Source organism: Alteromonas naphthalenivorans, from assembly GCF_000213655.1.
Taxonomy (GTDB): Bacteria; Pseudomonadota; Gammaproteobacteria; order Enterobacterales; family Alteromonadaceae; genus Alteromonas; species Alteromonas naphthalenivorans.
The window spans coordinates 4517822-4537778 of record NC_015554.1; the positions used below are offsets into that span (position 1 = coordinate 4517822).

The following is a 19957-nucleotide window of genomic DNA, read 5'->3' on the forward strand; positions in this document are numbered from 1 at the left end:
TTTAGCTTTTAATTGCGATAAAACTAGTCAGATTCTTTCGGCATTAAATGGGCCGGAATGGGTGCACGGCGACTCTGTGTTTTAGGTCCATACCACGTAGTTAGATAATCTAAAATGACAGGTTCAGCATCACCTAAGGGCCATAGCTTTTGCGTGCTTTGCATCCAGCGTATCGTTTCAAGCCAGCGTTCACGGCTCATTTGATTTTGCGAAATAAGCTTAGCGGAATGACACGCCGTACAATGTGCAGCCACCATGTTATGCCCCGTGGCATCAATAAGCCCTGTAACGTGGTTGAGCTTATGTTCGTTAGCTAGCGTTGCTAGTGATGTTGTACATAACACCGATAGCATTAGCGCGCTTGTCAGCCTGTTCATTGGCTACACCACCTTTACTGCAACGCGATGACACGCATTGTTTAGGTAGCCTTTAGGGTTCCAACCAGGTAGTACCATTGGCTGAGACCGGCCATTTGCATCTTCAGCTCGCGCCCAAATTTCGTAATACCCGGCTTGTTTAAAACTTATATCGACGTTGAAATGTTGCCACGCGTGGCGATTAACGGGTTTCGACAACGCGCTTTGCTGCCAGGTTTGTCCAAAATCAATGGAAGTAAAAACCTTGGCTATCTCGGCTTCGCCGCTCCATGCATGCCCACGCACTGCCAATGCTTTACCTTTGCTGTGCTCGGCACCTGACTTAGGATAGGTAATTAAGGATTTCACCGGCATAGCTTCAATAATGCACATTTCGTCTTCTGGCACACTCGTGCCTGGTGCGACTGGTTTGCACGGCACACGATAGGCATTGCCGCCCATTTTCGCGCCATCGTGTACCCGATCGCGAATAACAATTTTAGACAGCCACTTACCCGATGTGGAAGCAGGCCAACCGCCAAACATTAACCGCATAGGGAAGCCGTTCATAAGCGGTAGCGGTTCGCCATTCATTTCAAAAGCAATTAACGATTCATCTTCTAGCGCTTTGCCAATAGGTACGCCACGAGAGATCGCTGCTTTGCCCGGCGTTCGACTCAAATGTAAGTCTTCACCGTAATAACCAATGTAGACAGCATCATCTTTGATACCTACTGCGTTAAGTACGTCTTTTAAGCGTACCCCTGTCCATGAAGGGCAGCCTACCGCGCCGGTAGTCCATTGATTTCCGCTGGCCGCAGGCGAAAATTCAGCTCTACCGTTACCGCCACACTCAAGCGTTAATTGATAGGTGTAGTGTTTAAAATTGGCTTTAAGCTCACTTAACGTGAAAGTGCGTGAAGCTGCTGCCGACTCCCCTTCAATAGTGAGTGTCCACGCATTTTCATCAAAATCTTTAGGCGTTATTTCAGGTACAATCCCGTTGTTTCGCACAAATAATTTCGACGCTGGCGTAATCTTATCGTCAAGTAAATGCGCGGGTGTTTCGGCGTTAACGGGTCTGTCGTTTAGCACCACTAACCCGTCTTTACCTTCAATGCTAAAGGGCGTTTCTGTCTGCGCTAATGCAGCGGGAATAAGCCCTGCTGGCATAAAACGGCCATAAACAATTTCTGCGCCTAGTAACAATGAGAGGGTTTTAAATCCTGATAGAAAACCACGGCGTGTAAGGCCATCGGTTTTACGCCCAAATACCTGTTCGTCGGCGGCGATAGGATTTTCGGCGTAAAGGGCATGTATACCGATTTTGTTTACTGTAGGCTGTTGGTCTGATGATTCAGAATGCGTGCTCACATCCTGCTTAGATTTGTTTGAGATAGGCACGCATTGCCTCCTTTACGAGTGCATTTTTGACGAAAAACTAACTTAAAAAAGCTAACTCAAGAACTAGCTCAAAAACAGATAACCTAAAATAAGCAAAGCTATCCACAGGGTTTCCGTCACAATAAGTACAATAGGTAACATGCCCACTTCAGCCAATTTACCTAAGTTTGATTTCATACCAATGGCAGTAATTGAGACCACAAGGAAAAAGCGTGATATTTGTGAACCTGAATCGATAACCACTTCAGGTAGGGTAACAAAACTATTTAATAGCATAAGAGCCACAAAACCCACTAAGAACACGGGTAGCTTAGGCATCTCGCCATCGAGATCCTGCACGCTGCTGTGTGCACGTTTTACTATCACCATCATGATCATAACAACAGGCAATAACATGGCAACTCGCACGAGTTTAGTGAGCGTAGCCATATCTCCGGCATCTTCAGATACCGAATAACCGGCCCCTACCACTTGGGCCACATCATGAATAGTACCGCCTAGGAAAATACCCGCTTCGGTATCGTTCATGTTTAGCTGACCTGCGATAATCGGATAAACAATCATAGCGATAGTCGACATAGCCGTTACACCAATCACCGTGAGCAAAGTATCTCGCTCATGGTTTTTGCCAGCAGGCAGAATAGTAGAAATCGCTAATGCCGCAGAGGCGCCACAAATAGCTACCGAGCCGCCAGTTAGTGCGCCAAAGCGTTTCTGCATCCCTACGCTTTTTGCCATTACCACGCCCAACACTATGGTTGAGAAAATAGCAAAGGCAAGCATTGCCGCAGTTTGCCAACCGAGTACGACTAAGTCGCCCAAAGCAATGCGCAAACCAAGCAGCACTACACCGGCACGCAATAGCGTGCTGGCAGTGAAATCAATGCCGCATTTGCACACCCCATCGGCCTGATACAAAAATGAGATTGCCATACCCAGTAACAGCGCGAACAACATGGCGGGCGCGCCATAATGCTCACTTAAAAAAAGCGCTGCCATACCGGTTATTGTAGCAATACCAAAACCAGGCCAAATCGATTTACACTTTGCGGCAAACTCGGTCATAACAATTAACGCTCAGCAGCAACAAGTGCCACTAACACTTGGCGCTTTCTTTCACCCGAGAAGGGACGGCGGCCATGCATCGCACGATAGTTATCAACCAAGGCAACATCACCGTCTTGCCACTCGAGGTCGAAAGTAAACTGCTGCGACAATTCAGCAATTCGCTCTAACCCTTCTTTTGGAATAGCAGAGCCATCGCCAAAGGTGATGGCTGAAGATGGATTTTCACGCACACCTTTCCACCCCATGTAAGCTGCGATTAATTGGTTATAAAATGAATGTGAACCATCGCCTAAATCAATAACCGCGGGTAACACAGGAGTAACGGCGCGTAAGCTACCATCTTCCAACCATTCCCAGCTGTAGCCGAGCTCTTTTAATTTGGCTTCGCCTTCTGCTGTACTTTCTACACTCAAGGTGCTTTTCCAGCTGCGGCCTTGACCAGAATTAGCATCATCTGCCGCGGGCATAGTAGTAGTGTACTTCAAGCCTTTTTCCGCAAAATCGCTAGCAAGCGCTGGGTTTTCAGCCTTCAATGCTTCATATAATTTATCTGAACGGCATAAGGGTGTTGCACCACCCTCGTCGGCTGCTGACTGGCAGTAAAAGAATACTTTGCTGGGTGAAATTGGCGTTTGTGCCATTTCGTGATGTAAGAAAATTTCCACATCTTTAGGTGCTTCATTAGCGGTGAAAACACGTTCAGTAAAATTGATACGTACCGCGTTAGACAACGACTCTTTGTAGGTAAAGTTTGCGTAGCCAAAACCCGCCGAAAAGATGTCAAAGGTTTCCGCCGAATTTAGAGGAAACCCTCTAAACAACAACGCCCCCGAAATGGCGAGTTGTGCTTCTAGCTCAGCCTGGTTCTGTTGAATAAACGTCACCGTTTCTTCTACGGTTTTACAGCCATCGTTATTCACCACAATTTGCGGAAAAACTTGACCATTATAGCTGTGTTGGGTTGGCACATTGGCATATTCTATCGCGTTGCTCATAGTACTCTCCTAGTCGTAAATAGGGTGGAAACGATTAAAGGCAGCTTCACAGAAGTGACCGGGATCGTTAAAGCGTCGGTTCATGTTAAGCGCTGAAATAGCCTGCATTTCTTCGTCGGTAAGTTCGAAATCGAACAGCGCTAAGTTTTCGCGCATTCTCTCAGGCTTCGATGTTTTGGGGATAATGGCATTGCCACGTTGCACCCCCCAGCGAAGCACTACTTGTGCAGGGGTTCTGCCATGGGCAGCTGCTGCTTTTTTCACTACGTCTTGCTCTAGTACCGACTCCGTTTTATCCGCCATTTCTAGCTCAAGATAAGACAGTGCACCAAGCGGTGAGAATGCGGTAACGTTCATGTCGTAGTCTTTCGCTAAACGAATCAATCGTTCTTGCGTTAAATACGGGTGAGATTCAATCTGCAACATGGCCGGCTTGATACGAGCGTAGCTCATTAGGTCGTGAAGTAGCCCAGTGTTGTAATTACACACACCAATACGGCTTACTTTTTTGCTATCTACCAAACTTTCCATGGCTTCCCATGTTTTATAAAGTGGAACAGGCGCCAACTCCATCGTTGGGTTCTCTTGCGTAGTATCGTAAAACCACTCTGGTGGATAACGAGTTTCAATAGGTACAAACTTTTGCGCTATTGGGAAATGAATAAGGTACAAGTCGATATAATCTAGCTGTAAATCGCTCAATGTTTTTTCAAGTGCTAGCGGCACATGCTCTGGCGCGTGGAAGGTATTCCAAAGCTTAGATGTGATCCAAAGCTCTTCACGGGTACAAAGACCATCTTTAATAGCACGCTGAATACCTTCGCCCACTTCTTTTTCATTACCATAATCAGCGGCACAGTCTAAATGACGATAGCCTGCCTTTATGGCCTCGTATGCTGTATCAGCACAAATGGCGGTATCTACCTTCCAGAAACCAAACCCAACCTCAGGAATTTTCTCTAACGCGTTCATATCTTTAATCCTGTTTAATAAAAAAGACTTTAGTCTTGTATAAGACATAAGTTATTATAGGACGCATGCCATGTCAACAAAGTGTTAACAAAATAAATTGGGCACTCACTTTTTGATACTCGCGAAGTGGTTTTTGTGTTTATAACGAAGTGACGTTATTGAATGACGGTCTACCGAAGCCCTTATTTTGTAGGTATAACTTTAAAGGTCACTGGTTTTAAAGGCATCGCTATTAAAGCGTAGAATGCTGATAGGAGCTGCATTAAAAGTAGCAGCAATATGTACAGAGTATGGCGATTTAAAAAGGTTGTGCGCTAAGCGAGTAGAAGGGTTGCTAGCCCTGATTTAATCGAGCTCTACTTGGTAATGATAGTGATCGCTCCTACATTTGCTTTCGCGATATTCAATCAGTTTACCGTCTATAGACTCTGTCACCCGTGTTACCAGCAACAACGGCTCGCCGGCCTTTATTTGTAGTAGCTTGGCATCGTTATCTGAGGCCAGTACCGCTTTAATACCGTCTCGGGTTTTAAAGACGGTTTGATTAAAATCTGTTTGGTAAAAATGGTATAAGGTATGTGGAATATCTTTGCGTTCGTGCATACCGGCAAAGTATTTAGCAGGCAGGAAAATCGTTTCCAGCATACAAAACTCGTTATCTAAAATGCGGCGACGTTCAAGTTTTGTCACTCGCTCTTTACCGGATAGATTTAGCGCGGTTTGTACGTTTTTATCTGGGGATATGAGTTCTATGCCAAGCAGCTCGGCTTTGGGTAGGTCTGCCCCCTTGCCATCAGCTTGCAACGGGAAAAATCGAAACAGGGCATCTTGTGCAGTATGCTCGGAAACGAAGGTACCTACACCCTGGCGACGTGTTACAATTTTCGTGTCGGTAAGCAAGGTTAACGCTTTACGAACTGTGCCTTGGCTAACGTTAAATTCATCAGCTAGTCTGAACTCGCTTGGCAACATTTCACCAGGCTGCCACCGACGTTCCACAATGAGTTGCTTTATATATTCGGCAACTTGCTGATAGAGCGGTTGGAACGCAAGACTGGGACCACTTAACTTGTGGTCAAACTGAGATGAAGACATGAAACCCTAACCTAATGCTTAATTTTTGTTGTTATATCATACACAAGAGTTATAGCGCATTTTTGATGTAAATCACACTCAACTACAGGTGTAGATGCAAAATGTTACTTGAAACCCTAGTACCTATGTTCATTCTATTGGGCTTTGCTACTGTTCTGCAAACCCTAAGCGGGTTTGGCTTCGGGTTAATGGTGGTATCTAGTTTTACCCTGTTTAATTTGCTTCCTCTTACCGCCACAACATTTTTAATTAGTGTTTTAGGCTTGGTGAATTCAACCAGTATTGTCTTGAAGAATATTCACCTTATCCACCGCAAAGCCTTCACGCTTGTGTTGATTGGTGGCATACCTTTTATCGCTGTAGGCTATGCGTTGCTTGAGTTCCTATCCGCTGGATTGTCGGTTTGGCTAAATATGTTACTCGGATTAGCTATTTTAACCTGTTGCGTGTTACTTATTATAAAAAGAAGCAAAGCCAGTGCGTCAGGTAAAGGTTGGGGCTTTTTAGTTTCAGGCGCATTAGGCGGGGTGTTAGGGGGGTTATTTTCTACCTTCGGTCCACCGGTAGTATTCCAATGTTATCGCCAGAATTGGTCAGTACACGAAGTGCGCTATACCTTACTTGCCATTTTTAGTGTTACCGCGCTTATCCGTTTAGCCATGGTGCCTTTTGGCACCCTGCCCGATCACACCACGGTTATATCTACCCTCTTTGCTATCCCTCTCATATTAATCTTTACGCGCATTGGTAGGCTACTAGCTGCGCGAGTTGAACCAAGCGTGGTAAGATTACTGGCCATTAGTACATTAGCGCTTAGTGGGCTAACCTTGATTCTTCAAAACGTGCCCCACGTGTTTAACTAAACACAGGCTAGAAGCATCAACTGATAGCAATAACGCCATTCGCCGTTTCTCATACAACCCACACTTGTAATATTTTGCACTGAAAAGTGTAATTGCTCGTTGACAGCCAAGTTACATTTCATTAACTTATGTCTTATATAAGACACGAAGAGTGAAGTGATATGAGTAATGCATTTTCGGTAACCGAGCCAGACTGGAACAGCATAAAGGCGGCAGACATTACCGCGAGCCCTTATCTGAAAGACGATCATCACCTAGCGGTGCCTACCCAATATGGCAGTTTACTATTTTCTATCAGCCAATTCGGCCTACGTATTCAGTCAGGTGGAGAAAATGCCACGTTAGATGATGGCTTTGACTATGGCATGCTTATTACTACGCCAGATACTCAGCAACTGGTTTTCACAGGCGATGAGCAACACTGCACCGTTAATGCAGGAGACTATCGTTTAGCGCTTTTTTCTGCTCCACTTCATTTCAAACTTTATCGAAACGATATTGTAGTACAAGAATCGGCTACCGACGGTCACTTTGTGCGCCAACATCGCCTACCGCCTTTCGCGAAAACCGATGCGGGCTGGATTGTTTGCCTAGAACTTGGCGACGATGAATCCATATACGGCTTAGGTGAAAAGTGGGGCAAGCTAGATAAACGCGGCCAGTTGGTTCGTTCATATAATCATGATGCACTTGGCGTAAACACGGAAAAGTCTTATAAAAATACCCCTTACGCTTGGAGCCCTGAAGGCTGGAACCTTTTTGTTCACACGCCAACGCCGGTTACGCACGGTGTGGGCTATGCGCCTTGGTCGCAGCGGGCATACGTTTGCGTGGTAGAAGACACCTTGCTAGATATGTTCTTGTATCATTGTGATAGCCCGGCGAAAAGTATTCATACTTACAGTAGCTTAACCGGCTTTGCCCCTGTTCCACCAAAGTGGAGCCTAGGCGTTATTCTTTCCAAGGCCTACTATAAAGACTCACAAGAGCTATTAGCTGTTGCCCGCGAAGTGCGTGAAAAGAACATGCCTTGCGACGTCATTACGCTAGATGGCCGAGCGTGGCAAGACACCGATACCCGTTTTGCATTTGAATGGGACCCAACTCGCTATGCCGATCCTAAGCCGGTTCTTGATGAACTAAAAGCAATGGACTTTAAAATTTGCGTATGGGAATACCCCATGATTTCAGTGAAAAATCCACTGTACGCAAAGGCCGCTGAAAAAGGCTGGTTAATTAAAGACAAACGCACGGGCGAAGCTTATCGCTACGAATGGGATTTAAGCCCCTTCGGTGAAGTACTTACGCCACTACCTGATTCAGGTATTTTAGATTTCACCCACCCTGACGCTTACGAATTTTGGAAAGAATCACACAAGCCTCTGTTCGAATTGGGTGTTGATATGATTAAAGCCGACTTTGGTGAGCAGTTAGAAGATGACAACATGCTCTCTTACAGTGGTGACTCAGGTGACCGCCTGCATAACGTATACAGCATGCTGTATAACCGCTGCGTGTACGAAGCGGCTGAGAAATACTGTAAAACCGGGCCATTTCTGTTCAGTCGTTCAGCATGGACCGGCAGCCAACGTTTTCCTGCCCAGTGGGGCGGCGATCCTCAAGCAGACTGGCATGGTCTAGCTGCGAGTATCCGCGGTAGCTTATCTTGGGGCATGTCGGGTGGTCCATTCTTCGCCACCGACATAGGCGGGTTCTATAAAGATACCCGCGACGCTGAACTCTACGTTCGCTGGGCACAGGCATCAGTATTCTCTGCTCACATGCGCCTGCATGGCATTGGCCCTCGCGAACCTTGGTCATACGGTGAAGCAGCGTCTGATGCTGTCTTTAATGCGCTAAAGCTGCGTTACCGCTTACTGCCTTATTTAGAAAAAGCTACGCAACAAGCCAGTGAAACCGGCTTACCAGTGCAGCGTTCTATGGCACTCGCTTTCCCTAACGACCCACTTGCTAGCCAGTTTGAGCAACAATTCATGTGCGGCGAAAGCTTGTTAGTGGTGCCTTGTATTGTGCCTGGCGGTAAAGTGAAGTTCTATTTACCAGAAGGTGATTGGGTTCGTTTTAATGCTGCTAGCACTTCACCTACCGACGAAGACACTTACCAAGGCGGTAAGTACTACGAGCAAATCCTAGGTTTGAATGAGCTGGCGGTATTTGTTCGCAAAGGTGAGCAAGTGGTTTTAGGCCCTGAGGTAGAACATACCGAAATGGATATGTCTGCTACCACTATGTGGCCGTAATAGTCGTCGGAGTATTAGCATGAATGTGACGCTTACCTTACTGACCTGCATGGCCTTTATGGCCGTGGTCGCCATTATTTCGTACATGAAAACGAAAGGCGAAGTGAATACCCAAGACGGCTATTTTTTAGCAGGTCGGGGGTTAACCGGCACCTTCATTGCGGGCTCGATGATCCTGACCAACCTGTCTGCAGAGCAGCTTATTGGGCTTAACGGCTCTGCGTTTGGGTACAATTTAAGTGCTATGGCATGGGAAGTTACCGCCGGTATTTCTACCATTATCATGGCGCTGATATTTTTGCCCCGCTATTTAGCGGGCGCCTTCTCCACCCTACCCGAATTTTTACGTGACCGTTTCGACGATAACGTAAGAAGAATGACCGTGGTGTTATTTATGGTGGGTTACACCTTAATTACTATTCCCTCAGTGCTCTATTCAGGCTCTATTGCCGTTCTTCGGTTGTTCGATGTGCCTGGGTTATTGAATTTAAGTTATGAAGCCAGCCTTATTGTCACCATTATTATGGTGGGCAGTATCGGTGCCTTGTACGCCATATTCGGCGGTTTAAAAGCAGTGGCAGTGTCAGATACCATTAACGGTGTGGGCCTTCTTATTGTTGGGTTATTGGTGCCTATTTTAGGCTTAATTGCATTGGGTGATGGTAGCTTCGCGGCCGGCCTAACCACTATTGCAACAACCGAAACTGAAAAGCTTAATGCCATAGGTGGGGCGGATGACCCCGTGCCCTTCGGGACTATTTTTACCGGTATGATATTGGCCAACCTGTTTTATTGGGGTACCAATCAATACGTGATTCAACGCACACTTGGTGCTAAGAACTTAATTGAAGGTCAAAAGGGCGTGTTGTTTTCGGGATACTTTAAAGTACTCGTGCCCTTTATGATGATGTTACCCGGGGTTATTGCGTATCACTTGTACCAAAATGAAAACCTGCAAACTATCGACTTGGCTTACCCCCACTTAGTGAAAGAAGTGCTACCACAATACTTGTCTGGTTTTTTCTTAGCCGTATTATTAGGGGCGGTTTTTAGCTCATTTAACTCACTATTAAATAGTGCGGCCACGCTGTTTTGTTTAGACGTATACAAACCCTTTAAGAAAGATAAGGTGAGTGATTCTCAGCTTATCCGTGTAGCCAAAATTACCAGTTTAGTTATTGCTGTGGTGTCTTTCATTACTGCGCCGCTGTTAATGCTGGCGCCAGAAGGGTTGTGGCAAATCATCCGTATCTTTACTGGTTTTTATAACATTCCCGTTATTACCATTGTACTAGTTGGTTTATTTACTAAAAATGTGCCTGCCCTTGCTGCCAAAGTCGCCATTATCTTCCACGTAATTGCCTACGCTTTATTGAAATTTGTGTGGCAAGTAGAGATTAACTTTATTCATATTTACGCTATTTTATTTGCTATCGAGCTAGGTATTATGTTGGCCATCGGTCACTTCTACCCTATGGCGAAACCATGGCGCTTTGTTCCTAAAGCAGAAGTGGATATGACACCGTGGCGCTATGCTATTCCTTGCGCAATTATACTGGTTGGCTTAATTGTTACTTTGTACCTGATGTTCTCACCAGTAGGTTTCGTGGGCGGTATTAGCAACGCCTTTATTCCCTCGTTGGTAGGGCTATGAAGCACCTGCTTTGTCGCCATCGGCATAAGCCTTAAGTGGTGGCGTGCCAGATACGAACTAGGGTTAAAACGCTTAGCACACCCATAATACAAACAGGCGGCCTTGGCCGCCTTTGTTATTTAAGATGAACATGTTCATGGTGATGCGGATGAACATGTAAATTGTCACTTTCATCCCGACAGGGCTCCCCAGGCAATTCAAATTCGATAGTGGTATGAGCCAAATTAAACGGCGCTAACCGATGTGACACCTCTTGCTTTAGAGACAGAAGTTTAGTGTTATCAATGCTGCAATTAATTACCACGTGCGCTGTTAGCACATGCTGTTCGCCATCAAGAGACCAAAAGTGAACATGATGTAGCTCTTCAACATGCTCAATGCTTAACAAGACATCAGAAATAGCCTGCTTCTGGGTATCATCAGGCGACCCTTGCAAAAACAATTTCATGGTTTGCACTACGTATCTCAGCACGTTGAATAAGATAAATAGGGTAAATAGAATAGATAGGATTGGGTCGAGAATAGGCCAATCTACAAAATGTAAAACGATAGCTACAATGAGTACTGCTACCCAGCCCATAGTGTCTTCAATAAGGTGCCAGTTGAGCACCTTTTCATTCATTGAATGGCCGCCACTTAACTTATAAGCCGCAAATCCGTTCACGCAAATGCCCATTATTGCCAAGCCCATCATGCCCTCTGTCATCGGCATTTCAGGGTTCGCCAACCGAGGAATAGCTTCTGATAAAACCCACGCTGAGCCTGCAACAAGAATGAGCCCGTTGATCATAGCGCCCAAGAGGCTCAATCGCTTAAAACCATATGAGTATTTGTCGGTAGCCGATTTATTACCCAATTTACTTAAGCACCATGCAAGGCCAATAGACAAGGTATCACCTAAATCGTGCACCGCATCGGCCATAATGGCAACACTGTTAGTTAACCACCCACCGATAAACTCTATGATGGTAAAGCAGAAGTTTAGCCAGAATGCCCAGCCTATACGGGTGCTATCAGTTTCTGCATGGCTATGTCCGTGAGCATGACCGTGAGAATGATGGTGCATTATTTGTTACTCCTTTAATAGCATGTCCACTGCATACTGAAATTATAAACCGCATCCTTGAAAACACGATACTTGTTAAAAAAACATGCAGTTTAAAGTCCGCTCAACAACACAATAATAAATTTCCGTCAGCATTCAAGTGCGTAATAAAATACTAAAAACGTCTCTCTACCCCACACAAATAAAATTTTTTTAAAAAATATTGAAAATTTTAAAATTTATGCTTGTATACAAAAGTACAACTTTAAAAAGTACCTTAAAAAAACTTAAACATAATCAATACGTTGAACATCTGCTTTTTTTCATCTCGATAATAGTTATTAAATTCAATAAGTAAGCATGAGGTTTAACGCCTTTTAAAAGGGTAAAGACTGTGGTTATATATTTTCGCTGTCAATTGGGTTCGAATAATAACTTCAAAGCAACTCACTGATTTTAGAACAATTGTAATCTATTTCGTTAGACAGCCCCGACTAAAGGTATGAGAGGAAACAAAATGAAAAAAAGAATAATGACAATAGCGCTACTTTCTACTATCTCTGCGTCAACACTTGCAGCAAGTGAAACATTTCAAGCGAATGTAGACGCGATGTCCGATGCCACTATTGCAGAGACTGCTACGCTTCACTTCGGTGCAATGCAACCGACGGTAGGCTCTGTGTGTACCATGAATGATGCGGGCTTAGTATCGGGCGATTGCGATGTTTCTAATGCTAACATTGCTATTGGTCTAATTACGGTATCAGGCTTAGCTTCGAATGTTCCTGTGAATGTAACAGTGACAGGTGCATCTGGCACCAATGTGACTTTTGAAGCGAACTACGACATCAATTCAGCTGTGGCAACATACGACAATATCGCAGACGGCACATTGACTGCGGTTACTACAGACGCATCAGGTACAGATCTTACTATCGATGTATATGGTGACATGACTGTGGACTCGGCGTTATCGCCAGGCGACTCTTATACAGCTAACTATATAGTTGACGTTACGTTCCAGTAATCGTTCGAGGCGAGCGAGCTGCGTTCGCCTATTCTTTTCTATACTCGAAATCAGAAGTAAATATGATACTGATACGGCTGTTAACACCCATTCGCCTTTCTATTTTTCTTGTTATCTCTGTTGCTCTATTTTTTTCCAGTGTGGCTAATGCAGATGTTTCGCTATCTAAATTTCGCATTTATTTTGATTCAAAATCTCGCTCAGACTCTATCCAAATACGTAACACAAGCTCAACGCCAATGTCTTACCAAGCAGAGTTATCTATTAATGCGATGACTGAGGAGGGATTAGTGTACGCGGTCACAGAAGACCCGCTTACAGCATCAACGTTTATTAGATATTCTCCAAAACGCGGCAATATTCTACCCGGAGAGCGTCAAGCGCTGCGCTTCGCGTTACGAAAGCCTGCTGGACTTGCTGATGGCGAGTACCGCGCTAATCTTCGCTTAGTAACAGAAATAGCGCCTGGTACAAACGGGAATGTAAACCTTGCCAGCAAACTTGCATACAATATTCCGATTATAGTGCGTCATGGACGCATTACCGCTGAAGCTTCAATGGTGAATCCTTCCACCATTATTTATAACGGGAAGCCACACGTACAAGTTTGGCTAAAACGTTCAGGCAATCGTTCGCTATTCGGGAACTTCATAATAGAGGATGCGAATGGGGAAGAGATCGGTGTACTGAATAACGTAGCAGTCTATCGCCCTCTTGAACGTCGAAAAGTACTGATTCCCTTGCAAAACGCCAAAAAAGGGCCCGTTGTTATTCGGTTTACTGAAATTGATAAATTTGGTGGCGATATAGCGCTATCTATTGAACACGTTATAAAATAGCAGCCTGCTAACGTGTCATGAGGATACTATCCTTCATATTCTTGTGTCTTACGGTGTTCGTCTCTTGGGCGGAACCCTGTCCTCCCATTTCTTCAACGGCTCGGGTGGCATTGGACGAAGACCAATTATTAATCAGTGTATTACGCCTTAACGGTCGTCCCCTATGGGATGGCTTTGACGTTTACCCTGTTGGTGAACGATACCTAGTTCCCGCATCTCTGTTCGCTGACGCGCTTTCCCTAGACTGGGAAATATCAATGACTCAAGGAATTATACAATCTCAAGGTAATGACGATTTCTGCAGCTTCAACTATGCATTCAATCAAGCCTTGCCTACTCTTAGTAATACGCCGCCTGATACGTTTCTTTGGGCAGCCGATGATTTTGATATCTATATCGATACACGCATGATTGCGGCTTTATTGCAGATTGAACAAACGTTTAATTATACGTTGCTTCAGCTCAACCTCACTGGCCGTCTTCCCCTAAATTCATCTTCAAACGTAAGCGCTGATAATCCGCAGCTACACTTTAAGCCTAGCGTAGTGCCTGTAAGTAAAGTGGTTGAAGATCAATATCAGTTCTTCACTTCGCCACTGGTTACCTACCGCCTATCAAAACAAGATAGTGCGACCAGCGATAATCGTTTTTCAGCCAATATAAACGCAGGGTTCGATTTCTTATATCATTCAGCAAACCTACGTGTGAGCAGAGTTGATGACACCAGTGTCCATTACCTGCGATTTGGCAAAACCTTAAACGAAAACTACCAAGGTTCTGATAACGCCTTAGACAACTTTGCCTATGAGTTTGGCGATATACAGCTGCAAAGAGATGAACTGGTTACACGCTCTGGACAGTCACTCGGCTTGATTGTACATAATGGGGATACACGGCAGCGGCGCAGTTTTTCAAGCACTAGTATTGAAGAGTTCGTATTACCCAGCTGGCGGATACAACTTTTCAGAAATGGACAATTTATCGATGAGCAATTCAGTAACGAGGAGAATAAGGTACTTTTCGAAGATATAGAAACCTTCTATGGCGCAAACTTATTCGAGTTGAAGCTATATGGGCCTGAAGGTCAGCAAGAGGTTCGAACTAAAACCGTCAATGTGGGTAATAACCAGCTAAGGCAGGGAAAATTCGATTTTTTATTTGGGCTTACCGACAATCAATTTCGCTTACTGGATGGTCAAGTATCTACCACAGGAATAGGAAAAGCCACTGTCGCCCGGCTCGGCTATGGCCTCACGGATAGCGCAACATTATCTGCTAGCGTTCAACGTCTTTGGCTGGAAGATGAAATTGCCTCGTATGTCACAGCCGGTATCAATACCCAACTTTTCGGCTCGGCACTCAAATTTGAGGTGTCAGATCAGGATACGGGTGGTTATGGTATGTTTTTAGGTTGGAACGGCAGGTTCAGCAATAACCTCAACTTGAACTTTTCTACCCGTTACTTTAACAATTTTTATAGCGATGCATACTCACAAGGCGAGGATATTAAGCACATTTCCTCGTTACGTTTGAACGGTAAAACTGAGTGGTTTGGGCGCTTTGGTTGGAACGCCAGTATGACCCACCGAGCCTATGAATTCGATGAACCCCAAAGTGCTTTTAACGTGAATTTAAATGACAACTTTCTGGGGGGGACTTTTGCTTCAGGGGTCAGCGTCTCTAACAATAGTAGCGATGCGGTCACTGGCCGATTGTATTACGCCAAAGACGTTAATGGATGGAACCTTTCTAGTGCTTGGAACTTTATTCCTTCAGATCGCTTTTCAACCGACAATTTCTATGTGTCGATGCGGTGGCCACAATCGCTCACCCAACATCGAGAAACTCGCATACGTTATAGAAGAGATACTGACAATGTCTTGGAAATTAGACACCAACACAACTGGCGCTTTGAGTCGTTAAATATTGGGTTGGCAGCCAGCGTAATGGAGGGCGGAGATTGGTCAGTAAACCTTTCCTTAACCGGCAATACGAATGTTAACCCGTATACGCAAAGTTTGAATTTTGAACGCTCAGCGGGGGCCACCGCTGGACGCATAGATGCATTTGCCTACCTAGACGATAATAGAAATTTACGTAAAGACCCTAACGAAATGCCTATAGAAGGCCTTACGTTTACGGGAAGCTCACTATGGCGTGATAAAAGTACCGATGCAAATGGAATGGTTAGGCTCAATACTGGGGCCAGAGTACAAAACCTCACCTTAAAACCAGATTCGCTTCCTGACCCATATATGTTGCCAGCCTCTGGCAAAGTACAAATACTGACCCACGCCGGCGGGGTTAATAAAACTCAATTCCCAGTACATACCTTTAATGATGTTGAGGGCACTATTTACGTAATCGGTGATTCGTCTAGCCGTGGAGCGGGTTATGTTGACATAGCACTTATCGATAATACTGAACAAATCGTCGTTAAAACGCGAACAGAGAGCGATGGCTATTTCTATGTTAACGCTATTCCCCCTGGTGAGTATCGCATTGAAATAGATAAGGATTACCTCATTCAGAAAGGCTTAACGATTCAAACCAGTACGCTTTCATTTACCGCCCTAGCACAAGGCGATTCTGTTTTTATAGATGATATTTTGCTTGCGCGAGAAGCATCTTCATCTAACGAAAACCTTGCATACCATTCTGCAACCGTTGAGCCTGTTTCAAACCCAGATACCCTCCACAAATATGAAATTCAAATTGGTATATTCAGGCATTCTCGCTCTATTTTTGAAGTGATGAAGCATTTACCCATAGCACCTGAGTCTATTCAATTTCATCGCAATCATAGTGCAGCATTAACCTATGTAACGGTAGGCAGGTTTGACCTATTTAGCGAAGCCAAAATGATATTACAAAAACTCAATCAACACCCAGCCTTTAGTCACGCATTCATAAGCCCATCAGCGCGATATACCGGTGAGCATTGGCGATTAGAGTCTGTATTAGAGGATATACAAGAACTTATTCAGAGCTCACTTCGTCAAATAGAATCCAGTTCCGCCGAACGCCTATGTCAGCTTGCCGCCTATCAAGCCCTTAGCTCAATTAATCCCATGATTTTTATCGAGCACCCTGAACTGATGCTATTGCCTAATAACCATGCGTCTCCTTCGTTTTACCGCCTTGTCGCTCCCGCGGGCGCGACATCAGTTTGTGATGATGATTATTACGATGCAAAATACCGTAGCGGCCCGCTTTCCGTCACTCGTGAAAGCTTACTAACAAAACAATAGAGGCTTTAATCGAAGCAGCTAACCTACACGTTTTCTGATGCAATATTTCTAAGCAGTTTTTGCCAAAAACCTTTCGACTAAACAATTAACATTTTATTTTTATTCGCCTGAATACAAGGTTAATTTTTTGTACTAATTGCTGTGATTTTGCTTCACACCAAATAAAACTCATATATAACATAAAGTTAAAATCACTCCTCACGTAAACACACCCACATCAAGTAAACCAAATGTTAAAAATATCAAAGAGTGTTGTTGATCTTTCAATTAACGTGCATTAATCTTATGTAAGCGCTTTCAAACAGAAAAATAACAACTTTAAATGGAAGCGCTTACAAAACATAACTCGACGTGGTCAACGCGGCGTTTTAGATAACCATTTACTTAGCATTAGGGCTGAAGATAATGACTAAAAATGTAACTCAACTTTCTCGGATTGCTGCCGCGTTAACGGTCACAACTTTGATTGGCTGTGGTGGTGGAGCAACCACTTCTACGGATATAGACGCCGTTGACACTAGCGCCCCTGCAACAGGCTGGGAACTAGTGTGGAGCGACGAATTCGAAAATGCGACCATTGACGATAACAACTGGACACGTGAAGTTAACTGCGATGGTGGTGGCAATAATGAAGCTCAGTGCTATACCGACAGCGAGGAAAACGCATTCGTTAGTGATGGTGCATTGAGCATTGTTGCATTACCCGCTGAAGAGGGTGCACAAAAGCCTTATACATCAGCCCGTTTAATTACTCGTTACAAAGCAGATTTTAAATACGGCCGCATTGAAATGCGCGCCAAAATGCCATCGGGTCAAGGCAGTTGGCCAGCTTTTTGGATGATGCCTACTGACGAAGTGTATGGTGGCTGGCCGCGTTCGGGTGAAATCGATATTTTTGAAGCGGTTAACCTTAAAGCAGCAGATGCAGATGGCAACCCTGAAGCGCATATCTACGGCACATTACATTATGGTCAAGAATGGCCAAACAACGACAGTTCAGGCCAAGCTTATTCATTGCCTGATGGCGCTAACCCAGCAGATGACTTTCATACCTACGCGATAGAGTGGCAAGAAGGTGAAATTCGTTGGTATATGGACGACTACTTGTATGCCACCCAGCGTCGTTCTGAAGTACGTTACAACAGTAATGGCGAAGCCACTGGCTTGTCACATCGTGGTTGGTACACCGAATACTTCGAACAAGGTACGGGTGAGCTAGTTACCCATTGGGATAACGCACCATATGACCAAGAGTTTTACTTAATTCTAAACTTAGCGGTAGGTGGAGAGTGGCCTGAAGCGGTCAACGAAACGGGCATTGATGCAGAAGCATTTGAAAATGGCCAGCGCTTTGATATCGACTATGTTCGGGTTTATGAATGTGCCTCAAACCCAGATACCGGTGCTGGCTGTGAAACGGTTCGTCCAGGCTACGACTCACTTGACGATGCGCTTGTAGAAGGTGCCGCTCCAATTCCATCACCACCTTCAACAGGTATTGCAGAAAACCTGACTATTTTTGACGGTACCACCAACCCTAATTGGCCAGTATGGGATTGCTGCGGTGGTTCAACACCTGCGTTAGTAGAAGATAGCGCTGAAGGTCAGGTATATGAATTCAGCATTGGTGCAGAACCTACTGTCATGGGCTTTATTAGTCGCGAGTTATTTATTACCGAGCCAGCAGGTCAAGCATCACCCTTCGATGCCTCGCCTATGGAAGAAAACGGTAGCGTAAAATTCGACCTGAAGATGATGTCAGCCCCTAACGACACGACTGCTACTTGGTTGTTTAAGATTGAAAGTAGTGAAGGCTCTACCGCCGTCGAGCTACCTTTAATGACTGGCTATGTCGGTCCTGCTGATACCGCTGGCGATACACCTGAGCAAGGCGTATGGGAGTCATATGAGTTTCCATTAAGTGCTTTAGCTGATGCCGGTTTAGACACCAGCGCTATTGATGTCATCATGATATTCCCAGCATGGGGTGCCGGTGAAGGTGCGGTATACCGTGTAAACAATGTTGAAATTTCGCAAGAGTCTGCGTACCCAGAATTGGTGATATTCGAAGATGAAATGAATCCAGACTGGCCGATGTGGGATTGCTGTGGCGGTTCAACTCCTACAGAAGAAATCGACAATGACGAACATGGTTTAACAGCCGAGTTTCGTATTGGCGCAGAGCCGACCGTTATGGGCTTTATTACCCGTCCAGTATCTGGCGGTGGCGATACGCCATTCGATGCTTCTGCCTTAGCCGATGGCGGTTTACTGCAATTCGATATGCGCGTTGTTAGCATGCCAAATAACGCAAGTGCGCAATGGTTGTTTAAAGTTGAGTCTAGCGACGGTGCCACTGCGGTTGAGTTACCGATATCTGACAGCGTTGAAGGGCAAGTACCCGCTGCTGGTGAATGGCAAACCTATACCTTTCCTATTGCTGACCTACAAGCTGCTGGCCTAGACCTAAGTGCCATTGATGTGATTATGGTATTTCCAAACTGGGCAGCAGGTGAAGGCGCGGTATATCGCTTAGATAACGTGAAGTTTTACCACCCAGATGGCGACACCCCTGCTACAACCGAATTAACTATATTCGCTGATACAGCGGCTGACCAATGGTCAATTTGGGATTGCTGCGGCGGCTCTACACCCACAGAAGAAGTGGATGATGCCGACCACGGCACAGTGGCAGAATTCCGTATTGGTGCGACACCTACCGTAATGGGCTTTCTTGCCGACGACGATGTTTATTTTGATGCCTCTTCATTGCTTTCAACAGGCGTAGTGCGCTTCGAAATGAAAGTAAGCTCGGCGCCTAACGATGCATCAGCACCTTGGCTCTTTAAGATTGAATCAGGCGATACCTCAACCGCCGTTGAGCTTGCTATTTCAGAGAGCCTTGAAGGCGCAGATCCAATTACTGGCGAATGGCAGACCTACACCTTTCCACTTCAAACCTTGTATGACGCTGGGCTAGACATCAGCGCTATCGATGTTGTGATGGTGTTCCCAGCGTGGGGCGCCGGTGAAGGTGCGGTATACCGTATAGATAATGCTGAAATTGCAGCGCAATAACAAAGCTTCTGCCGCTTGCACACTCAAGCGGCAGCAATAAATTGATAAA

General features: G+C 45.1%; 14 protein-coding genes. 7 read left to right on the forward strand and 7 right to left on the reverse strand.

All coding sequences use genetic code 11. The features are described 5' to 3' along the window. Window positions 1-23: 23 nt before the first annotated feature. The 6 genes from AMBT_RS19695 to AMBT_RS19720 form a co-directional block, all read right to left on the reverse strand. Window positions 24-377 (reverse strand): hypothetical protein, encoded by a 354-nt coding sequence (locus AMBT_RS19695; protein WP_013786416.1) that lies wholly within the window; start codon window positions 375-377, stop codon window positions 24-26. Between the two features lie 3 nt (window positions 378-380). Next, on the reverse strand, window positions 381-1649 hold the full coding sequence (locus tag AMBT_RS19700; protein WP_417874144.1) for a sulfite oxidase: 1269 nt from the start codon (window positions 1647-1649) through the stop codon (window positions 381-383). Window positions 1650-1823: 174 nt separating this feature from the next. Next, the gene (locus AMBT_RS19705; RefSeq protein WP_013786418.1) at window positions 1824-2825 is read right to left on the reverse strand and encodes a YeiH family protein; all 1002 of its coding nucleotides are present in this window, start codon (window positions 2823-2825) and stop codon (window positions 1824-1826) included. Between the two features lie 5 nt (window positions 2826-2830). After that, window positions 2831-3823: a TauD/TfdA family dioxygenase gene (locus AMBT_RS19710; RefSeq protein ID WP_013786419.1), complete on the reverse strand. Its 993-nt coding sequence runs from the start codon at window positions 3821-3823 to the stop codon at window positions 2831-2833. A 9-nt stretch (window positions 3824-3832) separates the two neighbouring features. After that, complete coding sequence (locus AMBT_RS19715) at window positions 3833-4795, reverse strand: aldo/keto reductase (protein WP_013786420.1); 963 nt, start codon at window positions 4793-4795, stop codon at window positions 3833-3835. Between the two features lie 345 nt (window positions 4796-5140). Further along, the gene (locus tag AMBT_RS19720; protein ID WP_013786422.1) at window positions 5141-5890 is read right to left on the reverse strand and encodes a GntR family transcriptional regulator; all 750 of its coding nucleotides are present in this window, start codon (window positions 5888-5890) and stop codon (window positions 5141-5143) included. Between the two features lie 101 nt (window positions 5891-5991). On the opposite strand from AMBT_RS19720, the gene AMBT_RS19725 reads away from it, so the two are divergent. The 3 genes from AMBT_RS19725 to AMBT_RS19735 all read left to right on the forward strand — a co-directional run bounded on the left by AMBT_RS19725 (window position 5992) and on the right by AMBT_RS19735 (window position 10668). Beyond that, a complete protein-coding gene (locus AMBT_RS19725; protein ID WP_013786423.1) occupies window positions 5992-6753 on the forward strand; it encodes a sulfite exporter TauE/SafE family protein in 762 nt (253 codons plus the stop codon). 161 nt (window positions 6754-6914) lie between these two features. After that, entirely contained in the window at window positions 6915-9014 is a 2100-nt protein-coding gene (locus tag AMBT_RS19730; RefSeq protein WP_013786424.1) for a glycoside hydrolase family 31 protein, read from the forward strand. A gap of 19 nt (window positions 9015-9033) precedes the next feature. Then, window positions 9034-10668: a solute:sodium symporter family transporter gene (locus AMBT_RS19735; protein ID WP_013786425.1), complete on the forward strand. Its 1635-nt coding sequence runs from the start codon at window positions 9034-9036 to the stop codon at window positions 10666-10668. A 115-nt stretch (window positions 10669-10783) separates the two neighbouring features. Here the strand turns inward: AMBT_RS19735 and AMBT_RS19740 are convergent, their stop codons facing one another. Next, window positions 10784-11734, reverse strand: coding sequence for a cation diffusion facilitator family transporter (locus AMBT_RS19740; protein ID WP_013786426.1), 951 nt, complete (start codon window positions 11732-11734; stop codon window positions 10784-10786). Window positions 11735-12230: 496 nt separating this feature from the next. Here AMBT_RS19740 and AMBT_RS19745 point away from each other — a divergent pair, with 496 nt between their 5' ends. The 4 genes from AMBT_RS19745 to AMBT_RS19760 all read left to right on the forward strand — a co-directional run bounded on the left by AMBT_RS19745 (window position 12231) and on the right by AMBT_RS19760 (window position 19908). Continuing rightward, the gene (locus tag AMBT_RS19745; protein ID WP_013786427.1) at window positions 12231-12740 is read left to right on the forward strand and encodes a hypothetical protein; all 510 of its coding nucleotides are present in this window, start codon (window positions 12231-12233) and stop codon (window positions 12738-12740) included. 62 nt (window positions 12741-12802) lie between these two features. After that, the gene (locus AMBT_RS19750; protein ID WP_013786428.1) at window positions 12803-13579 is read left to right on the forward strand and encodes a fimbrial biogenesis chaperone; all 777 of its coding nucleotides are present in this window, start codon (window positions 12803-12805) and stop codon (window positions 13577-13579) included. A gap of 110 nt (window positions 13580-13689) precedes the next feature. Next, window positions 13690-16830 (forward strand): carboxypeptidase-like regulatory domain-containing protein, encoded by a 3141-nt coding sequence (locus tag AMBT_RS19755; protein ID WP_148259135.1) that lies wholly within the window; start codon window positions 13690-13692, stop codon window positions 16828-16830. Between the two features lie 405 nt (window positions 16831-17235). Then, window positions 17236-19908, forward strand: coding sequence for a glycoside hydrolase family 16 protein (locus AMBT_RS19760; RefSeq protein WP_013786430.1), 2673 nt, complete (start codon window positions 17236-17238; stop codon window positions 19906-19908). Window positions 19909-19957: the final 49 nt, after the last annotated feature.

Coding starts and splice junctions, on each gene's coding strand:
- AMBT_RS19730 (WP_013786424.1), top strand. CDS start 6,915: ATGAGTAATGCATTTTCGGTAACCGAGCCAGACTGGAACAGCATAAAG.
- AMBT_RS19710 (WP_013786419.1), bottom strand. CDS start 3,823: ATGAGCAACGCGATAGAATATGCCAATGTGCCAACCCAACACAGCTAT.
- AMBT_RS19745 (WP_013786427.1), top strand. CDS start 12,231: ATGAAAAAAAGAATAATGACAATAGCGCTACTTTCTACTATCTCTGCG.
- AMBT_RS19735 (WP_013786425.1), top strand. CDS start 9,034: ATGAATGTGACGCTTACCTTACTGACCTGCATGGCCTTTATGGCCGTG.
- AMBT_RS19720 (WP_013786422.1), bottom strand. CDS start 5,890: ATGTCTTCATCTCAGTTTGACCACAAGTTAAGTGGTCCCAGTCTTGCG.
- AMBT_RS19705 (WP_013786418.1), bottom strand. CDS start 2,825: ATGACCGAGTTTGCCGCAAAGTGTAAATCGATTTGGCCTGGTTTTGGT.
- AMBT_RS19725 (WP_013786423.1), top strand. CDS start 5,992: ATGTTACTTGAAACCCTAGTACCTATGTTCATTCTATTGGGCTTTGCT.
- AMBT_RS19715 (WP_013786420.1), bottom strand. CDS start 4,795: ATGAACGCGTTAGAGAAAATTCCTGAGGTTGGGTTTGGTTTCTGGAAG.
- AMBT_RS19740 (WP_013786426.1), bottom strand. CDS start 11,734: ATGCACCATCATTCTCACGGTCATGCTCACGGACATAGCCATGCAGAA.
- AMBT_RS19695 (WP_013786416.1), bottom strand. CDS start 377: ATGAACAGGCTGACAAGCGCGCTAATGCTATCGGTGTTATGTACAACA.
- AMBT_RS19760 (WP_013786430.1), top strand. CDS start 17,236: ATGACTAAAAATGTAACTCAACTTTCTCGGATTGCTGCCGCGTTAACG.
- AMBT_RS19750 (WP_013786428.1), top strand. CDS start 12,803: ATGATACTGATACGGCTGTTAACACCCATTCGCCTTTCTATTTTTCTT.